Source organism: Maribacter spongiicola (assembly GCF_052119685.1).
In the GTDB taxonomy this organism is placed as follows: Bacteria; Bacteroidota; Bacteroidia; order Flavobacteriales; family Flavobacteriaceae; genus Maribacter; species Maribacter spongiicola_A.
The window spans coordinates 359,906-375,187 of sequence record NZ_JBGQOO010000001.1 but is presented as its reverse complement, the minus strand read 5'-3'; the positions used below and the strand labels follow the sequence as shown (position 1 = coordinate 375,187).

Annotated in this window: 16 protein-coding genes; 11 read left to right on the top strand and 5 right to left on the bottom strand. The window is 35.9% G+C overall.

Annotated features, from left to right (window positions below; all coding sequences use genetic code 11):
• Positions 1–16: 16 nt before the first annotated feature.
• A complete protein-coding gene (locus tag ACEN2N_RS01525; RefSeq protein WP_441822683.1) occupies positions 17–397 on the top strand; it encodes a DUF1801 domain-containing protein in 381 nt (126 codons plus the stop codon).
• A 29-nt stretch (positions 398–426) separates the two neighbouring features.
• On the opposite strand, the gene ACEN2N_RS01520 is transcribed toward ACEN2N_RS01525, so the two are convergent.
• Together ACEN2N_RS01520 and kdsA are read right to left on the bottom strand one after the other, a co-directional pair.
• Positions 427–666, bottom strand: coding sequence for a hypothetical protein (locus tag ACEN2N_RS01520; protein WP_441822682.1), 240 nt, complete (start codon positions 664–666; stop codon positions 427–429).
• 55 nt (positions 667–721) lie between these two features.
• On the bottom strand, positions 722–1,540 hold the full coding sequence (gene kdsA, locus ACEN2N_RS01515; protein ID WP_441822681.1) for a 3-deoxy-8-phosphooctulonate synthase: 819 nt from the start codon (positions 1,538–1,540) through the stop codon (positions 722–724).
• A 176-nt stretch (positions 1,541–1,716) separates the two neighbouring features.
• Between kdsA and ACEN2N_RS01510 the strand changes: the two genes are divergently transcribed.
• From ACEN2N_RS01510 to ACEN2N_RS01480, 7 genes are all read left to right on the top strand, one after another.
• Positions 1,717–2,190 carry a hypothetical protein gene (locus tag ACEN2N_RS01510; protein ID WP_441822680.1) on the top strand — a complete coding sequence of 158 codons (474 nt, stop codon included), beginning with the start codon at positions 1,717–1,719 and terminating at the stop codon, positions 2,188–2,190.
• 89 nt (positions 2,191–2,279) lie between these two features.
• Entirely contained in the window at positions 2,280–2,861 is a 582-nt protein-coding gene (locus tag ACEN2N_RS01505; RefSeq protein WP_441822679.1) for a hypothetical protein, read from the top strand.
• A gap of 52 nt (positions 2,862–2,913) precedes the next feature.
• The gene (locus ACEN2N_RS01500; RefSeq protein ID WP_441822678.1) at positions 2,914–3,144 is read left to right on the top strand and encodes a hypothetical protein; all 231 of its coding nucleotides are present in this window, start codon (positions 2,914–2,916) and stop codon (positions 3,142–3,144) included.
• Between the two features lie 167 nt (positions 3,145–3,311).
• Positions 3,312–3,458 carry a hypothetical protein gene (locus ACEN2N_RS01495; protein WP_441822677.1) on the top strand — a complete coding sequence of 49 codons (147 nt, stop codon included), beginning with the start codon at positions 3,312–3,314 and terminating at the stop codon, positions 3,456–3,458.
• A 105-nt stretch (positions 3,459–3,563) separates the two neighbouring features.
• Entirely contained in the window at positions 3,564–5,366 is a 1,803-nt protein-coding gene (gene typA / locus ACEN2N_RS01490; protein ID WP_423998134.1) for a translational GTPase TypA, read from the top strand.
• Positions 5,367–5,658: 292 nt separating this feature from the next.
• The gene (locus ACEN2N_RS01485) at positions 5,659–6,447 is read left to right on the top strand and encodes an SDR family NAD(P)-dependent oxidoreductase (protein ID WP_441822676.1); all 789 of its coding nucleotides are present in this window, start codon (positions 5,659–5,661) and stop codon (positions 6,445–6,447) included.
• Between the two features lie 35 nt (positions 6,448–6,482).
• The gene (locus ACEN2N_RS01480; RefSeq protein ID WP_441822675.1) at positions 6,483–7,382 is read left to right on the top strand and encodes a DUF6503 family protein; all 900 of its coding nucleotides are present in this window, start codon (positions 6,483–6,485) and stop codon (positions 7,380–7,382) included.
• A gap of 85 nt (positions 7,383–7,467) precedes the next feature.
• On the opposite strand, the gene ppgK is transcribed toward ACEN2N_RS01480, so the two are convergent.
• Both ppgK and ACEN2N_RS01470 read right to left on the bottom strand, forming a co-directional pair.
• Entirely contained in the window at positions 7,468–8,214 is a 747-nt protein-coding gene (gene ppgK, locus ACEN2N_RS01475) for a polyphosphate--glucose phosphotransferase (RefSeq protein WP_423998140.1), read from the bottom strand.
• A gap of 139 nt (positions 8,215–8,353) precedes the next feature.
• A complete protein-coding gene (locus ACEN2N_RS01470) occupies positions 8,354–8,659 on the bottom strand; it encodes a hypothetical protein (RefSeq protein ID WP_441822674.1) in 306 nt (101 codons plus the stop codon).
• A 265-nt stretch (positions 8,660–8,924) separates the two neighbouring features.
• On the opposite strand from ACEN2N_RS01470, the gene ACEN2N_RS01465 reads away from it, so the two are divergent.
• Genes ACEN2N_RS01465 through ACEN2N_RS01455 form a run of 3 tightly spaced genes read left to right on the top strand, consistent with a single transcriptional unit; the run spans position 8,925 to position 13,706 of the window.
• Entirely contained in the window at positions 8,925–11,852 is a 2,928-nt protein-coding gene (locus ACEN2N_RS01465) for a PEP/pyruvate-binding domain-containing protein (RefSeq protein WP_441822673.1), read from the top strand.
• 16 nt (positions 11,853–11,868) lie between these two features.
• Positions 11,869–12,423: a hypothetical protein gene (locus tag ACEN2N_RS01460; RefSeq protein WP_441822672.1), complete on the top strand. Its 555-nt coding sequence runs from the start codon at positions 11,869–11,871 to the stop codon at positions 12,421–12,423.
• 20 nt (positions 12,424–12,443) lie between these two features.
• Positions 12,444–13,706 carry a serine hydrolase gene (locus ACEN2N_RS01455; RefSeq protein WP_441822671.1) on the top strand — a complete coding sequence of 421 codons (1,263 nt, stop codon included), beginning with the start codon at positions 12,444–12,446 and terminating at the stop codon, positions 13,704–13,706.
• Positions 13,707–13,765: 59 nt separating this feature from the next.
• Here the strand turns inward: ACEN2N_RS01455 and ACEN2N_RS01450 are convergent, their stop codons facing one another.
• Complete coding sequence (locus ACEN2N_RS01450; protein ID WP_441822670.1) at positions 13,766–15,244, bottom strand: helix-turn-helix domain-containing protein; 1,479 nt, start codon at positions 15,242–15,244, stop codon at positions 13,766–13,768.
• Between the last annotated feature and the right edge of the window lie 38 nt (positions 15,245–15,282).

Below are 15,282 nucleotides of genomic sequence, written 5' to 3'. Positions count from 1 at the left end.
CACAATCAAATTGTTTATGAAACCAGCAGAGAACTATATTTTCAAACAACCTGAACCTTATAGAAGTATTCTGATGCATTTGCAAATGATGATCGAAACGACTTTGCCTGAGGTTGAACTGAAATTCAAATGGAATATTCCCTGTTTTTATATCGGTAAATCGCCCATCTGTTATTTAAATGCCTCGCACAAAAAGCAGTTTGTAGATATTGCTTTTTGGAACTCTGCACATCTTACAAAACATTTGAACGTACTAATTTCTGAAAACAGAAAAGTAGTACGTTCATTGCGTTATAGTACCCTTGAAGATATTGATAACGATATTCTTATTGATGTTTTACAAGATGCTTATTCTGTTCGGAAAAATGGGTTTTATAAGCGGAAAGACTTACTTTAATTATTAATGTTAATACGGATAAAACTTACTTATTCTTTTTCACGAACAATTACAAAGTATATCACATAGAGCCAGCCTAATATTCCGTGTAATAATGCGTAAAGAATTGACTTATTCCTATCCCACGAAACGACAATTGCAATTGCGCTTCCAATTCCAATACCGTTATTAACTGCAGTTTGCGTAATACCTGTACTTCCTGTTTGTTGACTAAAACATTCTATAGAAAACAATAAAAAGATAACTAAAGTTAGTTTTATTTTCTTCATCGTATTTTTTCAATTATCAATATTTTTCTAATGAAATGCAATAAATAGTCAAGATTTAAAACTGATTAACAACTGCTCTTAATGCCACTAAATCTGTCAATAGTTTTTTCATTAATTCTAAATCCAACATATTGGCACCGTCGCTTTTTGCATTGGCACAATCAAAATGTGTTTCTATAAAGAGTCCGTCAACACCAGCAGCAACACCTGCGCGTGCCATAGTACCAATCAATGCTGGTCTACCGCCAGTTACACCAGAAGTTTGATTCGGCTGTTGTAACGAATGCGTAACATCTAAAACTACAGGTGCAAATTGTTTCATGGTCGGTACACCTCTAAAATCTACGATCATATCTTGGTAACCGAACATGGTACCACGATCGGTAATAATTGCTTGTTGGTTTCCGGTTTCCGTCACTTTATTAACGGCATGTTTCATGCTTTCGGGACTCATAAATTGTCCTTTCTTGATGTTTACTGTTTTTCCTGTTTCTGCAGCAGCAACTACCAAATCTGTCTGGCGTGCTAAAAATGCGGGTATTTGAAGAACGTCAACATATTCGGCAGCCATAACAGCATCTTGCTCGGTATGTATATCGGTAACTGTTGGTACTTTGAATGTTTCAGAAACTTTTCGTAGAATCTTTAATGCCTTTTCATCTCCAATACCAGTAAAAGAATCTAAACGACTACGATTTGCTTTCTTAAAACTTCCCTTAAATACATAAGGTATTTTAAGCTCATCGGTTATAGTAATAATATGTTCTGCGATGCGCATCGCCATGTCTTCACCTTCAATGGCACAGGGTCCAGATAGAAGAAAAAAGTTATTGCTGTCGGTATGTTTTATTTGGGGTATAAGAGATAGGTTCATTCGTCGAATATTTTTAAACAAAGATACTATTTTAAGAAGCTCACTGTTCTATTAAGATAAGATTGTCGAAACCCCAAATCGAAATGAAAATCAAACCGTTTCTAATAATATTTTTGCTGGTGTTTTTTGCGTGCAATGTCAATGCCCAGTTTGGTAAAAATTGTGAGCTGAGACAAGTGAAGATTAATCTCATTAATCCCGGTATTGAATACGAAATGGCTATGGGCACCAATACTACCCTTGATATAAAGGCAGGTATTCAAGTTGTTTTAGATCCTTTGTTGCCAGATGTGTATAGAGAATTCGGAGTTTTCCCAGCAATAGCTGGGCAATATCGCTACTATTACAATTTTGAAAAGCGTCAGCGCAATAGAAAACAGATTTATGGCAACTCGGCAAATTATGTGGCGCCAGCGGTAGCAGTATTTTTTCCCGGTTCACGAACTATTGCAAACGAGAATGTAAAAGGAGCATTCGGTTATGCCGGTTTGGTAACAGGTATACAACGTAGTTATGATTCTGGCTTCAACTTTTCTGTAGATGTAGGTGCAGCTTATTATGATGGGCAGTTCGAAGGCGGTATTTACCCAGTAGCCAATTTGAGTATAGGCTTTATTATTAGTGAAAAGCGATGGTGCGTTGGTCGTTAATTACGTAAGTATTTTCTTAATATTTCATTAAATCTGGTGGTTACGTTTTTAGAAACATGTAGTTTTAGTTGCAACATCAATCAAACTACATGAAACAAATTACTTTAATTCTTCTGTTTTTATCTTTTACAAACGTCCAATCCCAGATTAGGGATTTTTCTGAAAAAGGCAACGGTCTCATCAACCTAGAAAGGCATCAATTCAAGTTCGACCTTTTTAATCCGGGTATAAGCTACGAATTTGGCATATTTAGAAATCAATCTGTTTCAGTAGATGTTGGCTTAGGCGCTGCTACTTATGGTGAAGGCTATGCGTATGGCTTAGCTTTGAACAATAGATACCGTTATTATCATAATTTTCAGAGACGTATTGACCGCGATAAAAATGTATCGGGTAATTCTGGTAATTATATTGCCGCGGCACAGGCCATATTCTTTTCGCAATTACGCCTTTCTACAAATATTGAAGGTCCGAGCGATTTTAATTTAGGTTTCTACGGTATGGTATATGGCGTTCAGCGTACATACCCAAAAGGCTTCAATTTTAACGCAGAGTTGGGCGCAGGGTTTTATAAAGGCGACGGTATACCAGATGGTTATGGTCCATTGGTGAGTTTTAAATTTGGTTGGGTAGCAACAAAGCGGAAATCTACAAAACCGGTTTTTGATTAAACTGGTCTGATGTTTGATATACATCCCAAATAAAACCAAACCAACTAAAATCATGAAAAAAATCACCCTTCTTTCAGCAATTCTTATGTTTTCTTTTTCCCTTTTTGCACAAAATGGTAGACAAGTAGAAGACGGACTCTTTAAAGCTAATTTGTTGGCGCCAGGAGTGTCATACGAACTCGGTATTGGTTCTAAAACAACCTTGAACTTAGAGGCATTTTTAGGTTTTGAACTTAATGGGGGTCAGATAGATATACCAATTTCGGACTATATCCTGGGGTAGGAGCAGATGTTAGGCAGTACATCAATTTTGATAGAAGACTTAGAAAAGGTAAAAATACATCTGGTAATACCGGTAACTACATCAGTTTTTTAAATCATTTACAATTTGGCAAGCCCATTATTGGTAATCTTGAATATGCATCAGACTATTTCTATAATACTGCGTTAGTGTATGGTTTACAGCGTACTTATAAAAAAGGATTCTATTTTGGTTTGGCTTTCGGTCCGGCTATTTTTGTAGATGAATTTAATACAGATGCGGGTATTTTAATAGATGCTAGACTAGGTTGGGTTATTGGTGGTCGAAAAAAGTAAGATTTGTATTATGGAACTCTCTCAAAATCAATAAGATAAAAATAACATAAGTTTAAGTGCAGCTATCAATATTTAAAGTATCTTTGCACGCTTAAATAAGACCTTATGTCCACTACTACAAAAAATATTGCGATCATTGCGCACGTTGACCACGGTAAGACCACCTTGGTAGACAAAATAATGTACCACTGTAGCTTGTTTCGTGAAAACGAGAATACAGGTGATTTAATTTTGGATAATAACGATTTGGAAAGAGAACGTGGTATTACCATTACTTCCAAAAACGTTTCCGTTATATATAAGGATACTAAAATAAATATTATCGATACTCCTGGTCACGCCGATTTCGGTGGTGAAGTTGAGCGTGTATTGAATATGGCAGATGGTGTTTTGTTATTGGTTGATGCCTTTGAAGGGCCTATGCCACAAACACGTTTCGTACTTCAAAAAGCGATCGATCTTGGTTTAAAGCCTTGTTTGGTAATCAATAAAGTTGATAAAGAAAACTGTACTCCAGAAGAAGTACATGAAAAAGTTTTCGATCTTATGTTCGAATTAGGTGCTGAAGAGTGGCAGTTAGATTTCCCTACAGTTTATGGTTCTGCAAAGAACAACTGGATGAGCGATGATTGGAAAAACGAAACTACCAATATTGAGCCATTATTAGATATGGTTATTGAGCATATTCCTGTTTTCGAACCAAAAGAAGGGAATACTCAAATGTTGATCACTTCTTTAGATTTCTCTTCATTTACCGGTAGAATTGCTATTGGTAGATTGCAAAGAGGTTCTTTAAAAGAAGGGCAGCAGATTTCTTTGGTAAAACGCGATGGTAGTATCGTGAAATCTAAAATCAAAGAACTTTATGTTTTCGAAGGTCTAGGTCGTAAAAAGGTTGAGTCTGTTGAAACAGGTGATATCTGTGCTTTAGTTGGTGTTGAAGGTTTCGAAATTGGTGATACTGTTGCTGATTTAGAAAATCCTGAAGCATTAAAGACAATTACTATCGATGAGCCTACAATGAGTATGTTGTTTACTATTAACGACAGCCCGTTTTTTGGTCAAGATGGTAAATTTGTTACTTCTAGACATATTAAAGATCGTTTGGCTAGAGAATTAGAAAAGAACCTTGCTTTACGTGTAAACCCAACTGACAGTGCTGATAAGTTTTTAGTATTTGGTCGTGGTGTATTACACCTTTCGGTTCTAATTGAAACAATGAGACGCGAAGGTTATGAAATGCAAATTGGACAGCCACAAGTAATCATCAAAGAAATTGATGGTGTAAAATGTGAGCCTATAGAGCATTTAACAATTGATTTACCTGAAGAAGTTTCTGGTAGAGCTGTTGAAATGGTATCTATCCGTAAAGGTGAGATGACTAAAATGGAGGCAAAGGGTAACCGTATGTTATGTGAATTCCAAATTCCATCACGTGGTATTATCGGTCTTCGTAACCAATTATTAACCGCTACTGCTGGTGAGGCGATTATGGCACACCGTTTCTTAGAGTATCAACCAATGAAAGGTGATATTCCTCAAAGACAGAATGGTTCTTTAGTCTCTATGGAAAGAGGAAAAGCAATTCCTTATTCTATTGATAAATTACAAGATCGTGGTAAGTTCTTCGTTGATCCAGGAGAAGATATTTACGAAGGTCAAGTTATCGGTGAAAACTCTCGTGGAGATGATATGACCGTTAATATTACAAAGACTAAAAAAATGTCTAACGTTCGTTCTTCTGGTGCTGATGATAAAGCTAAAATTGTTCCGGCAATTAAGTTTTCTTTAGAAGAGGCATTAGAATACATTCAAAAAGATGAGTATGTTGAGGTTACTCCAAAACATTTACGTTTACGTAAAATCTATTTGACCGAAAATGAACGTAAGAGAAATAAAATAGCATAAATAATAGAGCCCCTTTTAAGGGGCTTTTTTATGCCTTATAGAATTTTAGCCACCTAATTGGGTGGCTTTTTTGATTCTCATGCTCAAGTATTGATTTATAACTTTCTACATATTTTGAATTTCAGATATGTAAATGGTGTATATGCGCCTTATGGTTAAGAAAAATGCAATAAATTAAGGTAGATTTTCCTACTTCGTTAATAATATACCTATCCTTCAATTTTCTTCGTTTCCACATCGATTTTTATTTAATTTAAAGTGGAATTTAAACGCAACTCAAACGAACACTATTATGCAACTAAAAGGTAAAAATGTACTTATTACGGGTGGTACTCGTGGTATCGGAAAATGTATGGTTCAAGAACTTATAAATGGCGGAGTAACCAATATTGCCGTTATTGCTCGTGATAAACAAAACCTAAAACAACTCTCGGAAGAATATCCAGAGGTAACATTTATTAGAATTGCAGGTGATGTTGCCAATATTGAAGTTTTACAAGACGCTGCTGCACGTATAGAAGATAAATGGGGGCATTTAGATATCTTAATAAATAATGCGGGTATCGTAGCTGCAGGTCCTTTAGAGGATATTCAAGATGAAGATCTTTATGATCAAGTTGCTGTTAACCTTACAGCAGTAATGCTATTGACCAAGTATTGCATTCCATTAATGAAATTCTCTGAAGATGCATATATTTTGAATATTTCATCGGGATTGGGATTAATAGGGATGCCATTTTATGCGGTTTACGGTAGCACAAAAGCAGCGATTCGTCAGTTTTCAGATTCTATTCGTAGAGAATTGGCACCGTTTAAAGTGTCGGTTACCTGTGCCTTTCCCACCGCTACAGATACCGAGATGATGCAAAAATTTAAAGGTAGAAAAATGGATGCGCCAGAATATGTTGCTAAACGTTCTTTAGAAGGATTATTTAATAAGGAGATTCAAGTTATTTTTGGTGGTGATGACCGACTGAAAGAAAATACCTTAAATTTTGAAGCACCGGCAGAGTTAGATAAGGTGGTGGCAGAAAATTACGAGGAACGTAAAATGGCTAGTTTAAATCATAAAGCCGTGTGATCTAAATTAGGAAATCAACCAAACGGCACACAACTATGAAATTACTTTACAAATTTTCACTTTTATCACTATTTGCAGTTTTTATATCCTGTAAAGAAACTCCTAAATCGGTAACTGAACCCATTGAAGAAGTGGTTGCAGAATCTACTGTAATTGAAATACCTGAATCTTGGGTATCTTCAAGGGTTGCAAAAACAAAAGAAAGACTACATACTACGGAAGCAGGAAAAGTTATTTGGAACGCAATGGAAGCACATGGTGGACTGGATACTTGGTATGCAAACGGACCAATTACATTTCGTTTTAATTATCAGCCTTTAGATGGTAAAACGGCGAGAGATAGTTACCAAACTGTAGACACATGGAGCAATAGATCTGTGCATACAAGTACAATAGTTAGTTCTGCGAAATTTGGTTGGTCAGGTGATCAAGCTTGGGTAAAAGCAAAAGACAGTACTGCATTTGCCTATGATACTAAGTTTTGGGCATTAACACCATTATGGTTTGTGGGTCATCCTTTTGTTTTAAGCGGCGAAGGGGTAAATCTAGAATTGCTCGATGCTGAGAAATTTAAAGGACAAGATTATAATGTGGTTAAAGTAACCTTTGATGCCGAAACAGGTGATGCTCCAGATGATTACTATATTTTATATGTAAATAAAGACACGAGCAAAATAGCGGTTATGAGATACATCGTTTCATACCCTGAGTACTTTAAAGATGGTGGTCACGCTCCAGAAAAGTTTACCGAATTTATTGGCGAACAAGTGGTAGATGGTGTTACTATGCCAGGTGGATTTAAAACCTACTGGACGGTGAAAAATAATCAACCGGGAGATTATATTACTAAAATTGATTTCACCGATGTATCCTTCGAAAAAGAATTGCCTAAAGACTTTTTTGATGCTCCTGCAAATGCGAAGATTCTAGAATAGTATTTTATAAATTATTAGGATAAAAAAAATCCCAAAGTTCTCTTTGGGATTTTTTTATCCTGTACTATAAGGATTTGGAGCCTTTTTATTTTTTTACTTTGTATTGAGAGGCGACCGCAGCACCTATAATACCGGCATGATTTTGAAGCTCTGCCGCGACAACTTTAGTTTCTATATTAATCTTAGATTTAAACTCTTCAAAATCTTTTGATGCACCACCGCCAATAATAATTAAGTCTGGTGAAACGATCAATTCTACATATTCTAAAAAAGTATTAAATCTTTTTCCCCATTTTTTATACGATAGGCCTTCGCGATCTTTTGCCGATCCTGCTGCCCACTTTTCTATTTTTGAGTATTTCTTATAAGGTATCTGGCCTAATTCAAAATTAGGGATTAATCTACCATCTAAAAAGGCACCACTACCTAAACCGGTACCAATGGTAATCATAACAACAAAACCTTTTTCTCCTTTACCAATACCATAATTCATGGTTGCATAACCTGCAGCATCTGCATCATTGATTACGGTGAAATCTAAACCGGTTTTCTTTTCTAGCAATTCCTCAACATTTACGCCTAGCCAGCTTTTATGTAGATTTCCGGTTGCTTTGCAAACTCCGTTTTTTATAATTGTTGGAAAACCACAGCCCACTTTACCTTTATAGTCGAAATGGGTAACAATCTGAGCAATTACATCGGCCATTGCGTCTGGTGTTCTTGGTATGGGAGTCACTATTCTAAAACGTTCAGAGAGCATTTCTCCGGTTTCCGAATTAACTAACGCTCCTTTAATTCCAGAACCACCTACATCAATACCTAGTAAAGTCATTTTATATTTTATTATGGATTACAAAGAAACGAAAAAGAATCGGCTCTTTGAAGCGCGATTATTATTGTTAGATTTTTACCACTGTTACCACTGGTTTATGGCCATAAAAAAAGGACCTGATCAGGTCCTTTTTATTTTGTTATTCTGGCATTAGCAAATCAACTATTGTGCTAACTTGAATTTCTTCGTCGTCTTCATCTAATTCAGAATCTATTGTGAAAGTAATTGAAAATTGTTTTCCAATAAATTTTTGACTGTTCAAATCGTACTTAGAGGTTACTGCACTAACTGCATTATTAAACTCTACGCTGTCACCCTCACTATCGGTAAATACATATGCGCCATTAATATAACCCTCATACGTTCCGTTCATAGTGCTGGTATCTTGACCAAAGGTGGTCAATGAAGAAACTGCAACGAACAATACTATTAAAATTGATTTCATTTTTTTTTGCTTCTTAAGTTAAGTATAGATTTTTTTTGTCCAATTTTCAAATCTGCTTTTTAGGTTTGAAAAGTTCTTGCAAATGAAATCTAATTAGTTGAATAACGATTTATTTTATCATTTTATTATGAATCTTTTTTTAAATCTTAAATCGTTGTAAGTCAGTCTTGTATTTTTTATTTATGGTGTTAAAATAATTTGTCTTTAACCGTGTATAATAGTGTAATTACATACTACCTTTGGTAAATAATCTAATATTATACAATTGAAGAACAGTAAATTAAAATCTTTTTACAGTATACTTTTTACCGCGTTTTTTGCATTTATACATACCTCACAAGCGCAATCTCCGCTAGCTGCAGATCAAATCGAAGCTTTGGTTACTAAGTACAAGAGCGATATACGTGGACCATATAAAGACATTCGATGGTTTTGTACCGATGGTAGTATTCGTCAGCCTAAAGACCCGTGTCCAGAAAATATAGGTCCTGGGGTGCAGCATGCCCGTTATAAGGATGAAGTGGTTGCATTAGGTAAGAGCAATCATATTTATTTAGGTCAGATTTTGGCTTACACCTCTATAGATGAACTTTGGGATACCGACCAAAACCATTCTCGTTTAAAACAATATCAGTTAGATAAATATTTGAGATTAGTCGATGACGGATGGATTAATCAAAAAGGACAGTTTTATAGAGGTTCTGTTCAGGTAGAAGACGAAGAAGCTTGGGGAATCAATTTCTATAAATCAATTTTATCAAAGGATGCTGTAGTTGCCGATAACTTCTATTTTATTCGTCAGTCTTTAAAAGATATTCCCCATAATGGCGATGATAATGTAGCGCAGTTAATGCGAAGCGAATCGAAAGTAGTCTCAGATCTATATACTCCGTTTATGGATCTGAGAACAAAAATTCATAGTCAGCCTGAAAAGTCGGATATTCAAAAAGTAATCGATTTTAAAGTTAAAAACCAAAAATCGCTGACTACCGATTTGAATAAAAAGTTAGACGGTCTAGTAGTTACCATGCAAACTTTCTTTACGCCGGTAGATGTTCAGGCATTGCTGAACAAATCAAAATTAATAAAGGGAACAACCTTAGGTGATAAGGTGCAATCATTTGTAAATGGCAGGTCGAATAATAAAGCACCTTCGTATTCAGTAAATGAAACGGCACAGTTACTTTTAGAAATCAGAGAAGAACTGCTAACAGAAAAGCGCCCCTTAGCACGATTACAATTACTTGATATTTCTTTAAAATTAGAAGAGCTATTATTTCAAAATTCTCCTAATTGGGAACCTACAACGGTAAGCGAACAGTTAGAGAAAATATGTGCTTTAACAACGGCAACAGTCGGGGCAGGATATATAGAACTGTGGGAATGGGAGCAGGTTGCTGGTACTCTTAGTAAGTTCAATCAAGATCAATTGAGCTTAGCAGAATTAACGCAAGTATTAGAAACGGCAAGAGCAGCAGTTGAATGGAGTGCAGCCATGGTAAAAGCAAATTACCAAGAAGTAGTAAATACGTATACCACATTTGAACCAAAATCGTATGCATTTATAGATGATAGAATTAGAGGTTCGGTAGCATTGCATTTAGGGCAAAGCGTTGGTGAGTTGGGTGATTTTATTTCTAAAGAATCTGCCTTGACCAATAAAGTGATGGATGTTGCTGGCCAAAGTGCGTTTAGAGGGTTAAACCCAGGGTATGCTTTTGGTGAGTTGGTTGTTGTTGATGGTTCGTTTGAAGATATTGAAGTATCGGCAGATAAAATTTACATTTTTCAACGCTCACCGTCAGACTTAAAACCTGTTGCGGGTATTGCTACGGTTGCAGAAGGGAACATGGTTTCTCATGTGCAATTACTGGCGCGTAATTTAGGGATACCAAATGCAGCTTTGTCAGATGCTAACCTTCAAAGTTTAAAGAAGTACGACGGTACAAGGGTTTTTTATGCGGTTTCTAACAAGGGAAATGTGATTATAAAACCTGAAGCAGAAATGACCGATCAAGAACGCGGATTATTCGTAAAAAAAGAACGTAATACCGATAAAATAGAAGTGCCTGTTGAAAAAATTCAATTGGGCAATACCGATGTTTTGAATATGCGCGATGTTGATGCAAGTGACTCGGGAGCATTATGCGGACCAAAAGCTGCCAACCTTGGTCAATTGAAAAAGATGTTCCCTGAGCAGGTGGTTGAGGGGTTAGTGATTCCGTTCGGAATTTTTAGAGACCATATGGATCAGCAAATGCCTGGCGAGAGTAGTTCGTATTGGGAATATTTGAATGCCATGTTCAAAGAAGCCGAGCGTATGCGAAATGCAGATGTACCAGAGCCTGAAGTTGAGAATTATCAATTACGACAATTAGAAACCTTAAGAGGTGCTATCAAAAAAATGCCGTTGAAAGAAGATTTTATGAATCAGCTTGAAAGCAAATTCAAATCTGTTCTTGGGTCGGACTTCGGAAAAATTCCCGTGTTCTTGCGTAGCGATACCAATATGGAGGATTTAAAGGAGTTTACTGGTGCAGGATTAAACTTGACACTTTTTAATGTGTTAGATAAAGAGAAAGTTTTAGAAGGTATAAAAGATGTGTGGGCTTCACCATATACCGAACGTAGCTTTAAATGGAGACAAGTGTATTTATTGAATCCTGAGAATGTATTTCCTTCTATTTTGGTCATACCAAGTGTAGACGTTGATTACTCGGGTGTATTAATTACAAAAGGTATCAATTCGGGTAACGATAAAGATTTAACCGTTGCTTTTAGTAGAGGTGCAGGTGGCGCTGTAGATGGTCAGTCCGCAGAAACGTATACTATATATGATACTAATGGCTATCGTTTATTGGCACCTGCACGCGAGCCAATGTACAACACCTTACCTGCAACTGGCGGTACTGGTAAAAAGGCAGCTACATTTCAGAATAGGGTAGTGAATGAAAAAAACATGGCCGAAATTAAGACTTTAGCAAAAACCATTCGCGAAACACTGCCTAAAGAGACAAATTCAGATTATGAAGGCGCCTATGATGTGGAGCTTGGTTTCAAAGAAGATAAAGTATGGTTGTTTCAAATTAGACCATTTGTTGAAAATAAAAAAGCGTTGAGTTCTGGGTATCTAGAATCTATTACACCGAAAATTAATACAGAGAAAGAAATCTCTTTAAGTACAAAATTGTAGAATGAAAAGGACCTGCATGTTTTTAATTTTTTCATTGTTTCTTGTTTTCACTGCGTGTGATTTAGATGATGACGATGGGGTTGATGAAGAACTGCCGGCGATAACCACTGCAGGATTAAATACATTTGGTTGCCTTATTAATGGACAAGTGTATGTGCCCAAAAAAGGTAGCTTTTGTTTAGACTGTGCAAATACCCCCAAATTGCAATTGACATATGGCGAGATTTTTGAAGGGTATCGATTTGCTTTGTGGTCTCATAATGATATAGATGGATATGTCTCTATGACATTGGAACTATTTAATGGTTTAGAGCCTTTAACCGAGGGTAAATATTCCCTTTCACAAACTATATTAGAAGGTAACGATATTCCCATTGCTAATGCTTCTTGTTGGATTAATAAAAAAATTAGCGGCGCAATAATTGAGTCAGAATTTTACTCTAATGAAAACATTGGTGGAGTTCTGGAAATCATTAAAATTGATGAAGAAAAAAAGTTTATATCTGGGACTTTTTATTTTTCAGCTGTGGATGGCAATGGTCGATTTGATGTTACATATAAGAGTTTTTAAGAATTAGTATTGATATGATTATGAAGAAAATTATAGTATTGTTAATTGTTGTGTTAAGTGCATCTGCGTTTACAACATACAAATATTACCCAATTGACGGTTACGAGCGCACAGGTATTAAACGTTTAAAGCGTTTAGAGATGATAAAAAACGGAGAGATCAAAGATGCATCTGCATTGCCTGCCGGAGCAATGAAATCGTACAGCGATATTCAATTGAACTTGCTATCAAGAAAGAATGATAGCGCAATGGGATTGATGCAGGTGAACGAAGATTTTCAGAAAGAAATCAGTGCACTTTTCCGCGGATTGGATAAAAGTTATTCCTTAACGGTCTTGGATATTTCTGACCCAGAACATGTTCGTTATGCCGAACGAAATGAAACGGCAGGCTATCAGCCAGGTAGTGTTGGTAAATTGGCTGTCTTATTAGGATTATTTACGCAGTTAGAAAAAATTTACCCGGATTCATTCGAGAAAAGAACGGAGCTGCTAAAAAATAAATCTGTAAAAGCAGGAATATGGGGCTTAACAGATGAACATACTATTCCTATCTATAATATTGAAAAGAATACGTTGGTGAAACGTCAAGTAATTGCCAGCGATGTGTTCACTTTATACGAATGGGCAGATCACATGTTGTCGGTGAGTAACAATGGTGCTGCAAGTATTGTATGGAGAGAGGTATTATTAATGGCTGCATTCGGAGAGAAATATCCCGACTTAACTCAAGAAGAAACGGATGCTTATTTTAAAGAGACGCCAAGAAAAGACTTGACCGATTTAAGTAATGATGTAGTCAATTTGCCACTTCGCGATTTAGGTATTACTTCAGACGAGTGGAGGTTGGGTAGTTTCTTCACTAGAGGTCCAAATACTTATGTTGGTGATAAAGGTGGTAGTATTGGTTCTCCGCAAGGATTAATGAAATTCTTGGTGCAGTTAGAGCAAGGTAAAGTAGTCGATGAAGATTCTAGTTTAGAAATGAAGCGATTAATGTATATGACCGATCGTAGAATTCGTTACGCACAATCGCCAGTTTTGAAAGAAGCGGCAGTGTATTTTAAATCGGGCTCCTTGTACAAATGCGATAGAAGCAATGGTGAAGCTTGTGGAAAATATATGGGTAACGTCACCAATTTTATGAACTCTGTTATCATTGTTGAGCATCCAGATAATTGTAGGTATATGGTGGTGTTAATGACGAACGTACTTCGTAAAAATTCTGCAAGTGATCATATGTATTTAGCGGGTAATATTGATAAAATTATTAGAAAGGGGTAAATTATTAGTGGCAAAGATGTAGGTGTTTAGATGTGGGTAGTCTTGATTAAATATTATAATTAAGACTGAAACTTCGCCTGCAACTCTTCTACAATAGATTCTACATTTTTATTTTTATCTACCCTATCTAGAACAACAGCTGAATTTTGGCGCTCCTTGCAATTCTTAATGGCACAACGCTCGCATGTAACGCCCACTTTTTGAGACTTTAATTTTGGGTCGTTTAAAAATTTGATTTTGCGTTCTAGTTGTTTATTCATGAGCAAACCTATACTAATACTTCTGTACTGATTGTCCTTAAACGGATCTTTTGTTGCAGAAGAGAAAACAATATAGCTATTGTCATCGCCATCATACTCAGATATTTGGCAATCAAATTCATGGTCTTTCTGGCTCATTTTAATATCGTTCAAAACTTTTAACGACACCCAACGTCGGCAGTAGTGCTCGTTGGTTTCATTAGCTCTAGGCGAATGTTGATGAGATAGGTGCAGCTCTTTTTTAAGATGGTATTTTGTACTACCTAATCGATGGGTAAAACGGAGAAAGAATAAGTTCTGTATGTTGAAGGAGTTCGGTAAAATATTAGTTAGTCGTTGATAAACAGATTCAGGAGAGGCGTTGAAACCGTTAATGAGTGCTAAGAATTTATTAGGATCAAAAGTCTCTTCTGAAAACACCTCTTCAATTTTAGGGACAAGACGAGTTTTAGGTATAACAAGTGCACCGGCAAAATACGACGCATAAAAATTATTTAAAACTTGGTCGAAATTTTCAAATTTTATCCAAGGAAAAGAATATAACCTATCAGTATAAGCTAAAAAGTTATAGGCAATTTCTTTTGCATAGATGAAAGTGCGCTGTGGCTCGTTAATATCGGCAGAGAGCAACAATGTTTTGGTTTCAGGAACAAATAGCGATCTTAAATTTTCTAAGGCCTCATATTTTTTTATTTCCCCATTATTAATTGTGTATCCAAATTCTTCTGTTAATATTTCTTCCAAATCTTTTGAAGAGAGTGTTTTGTTTAGATCTAAATGGTAGGCTTTGGCAAATTTTAAAACTTGCTGCTCTATATCTTCAAAATAATTATTGTTCGCTTCTTGGTAAGAGCGTAAAGAGGCAAGATAAAAGCTTTCTCTACTAAAACTATAGTGCTGTGCTATTTCTATAATGGTACTTATAAAGGCATTGACTTTTGCTGGTGCCGTAGCAACAATGTCTATTAGGTCGCTCTCTTTTATGCCAAATAATTCAAGAGGAATCTCTTTTAAAATTTTTGAGCGTAGTAAATCTCCTATAGGTGCCAGATTTTTATCCAACTTTAAAGACACCATTTGGTCGTACGGCACATCTAATTTTTCTGACAGTAAAATGATTTTATCTGGCTTCGGATATTTTTTTCCTTTTTCAATTTCGTTCAAATACGATTTTGAAAGTCCACATATTTTAGATAATCCAAATAAAGACAGATTCTTGTCGGTTCGTATTTGCTTCAGTTTTAGACCGAAAATAAGTTTAATATATTCTTGTTCCATAATAAGTTTTAAAGATACTACATTTTGCGGACAACATA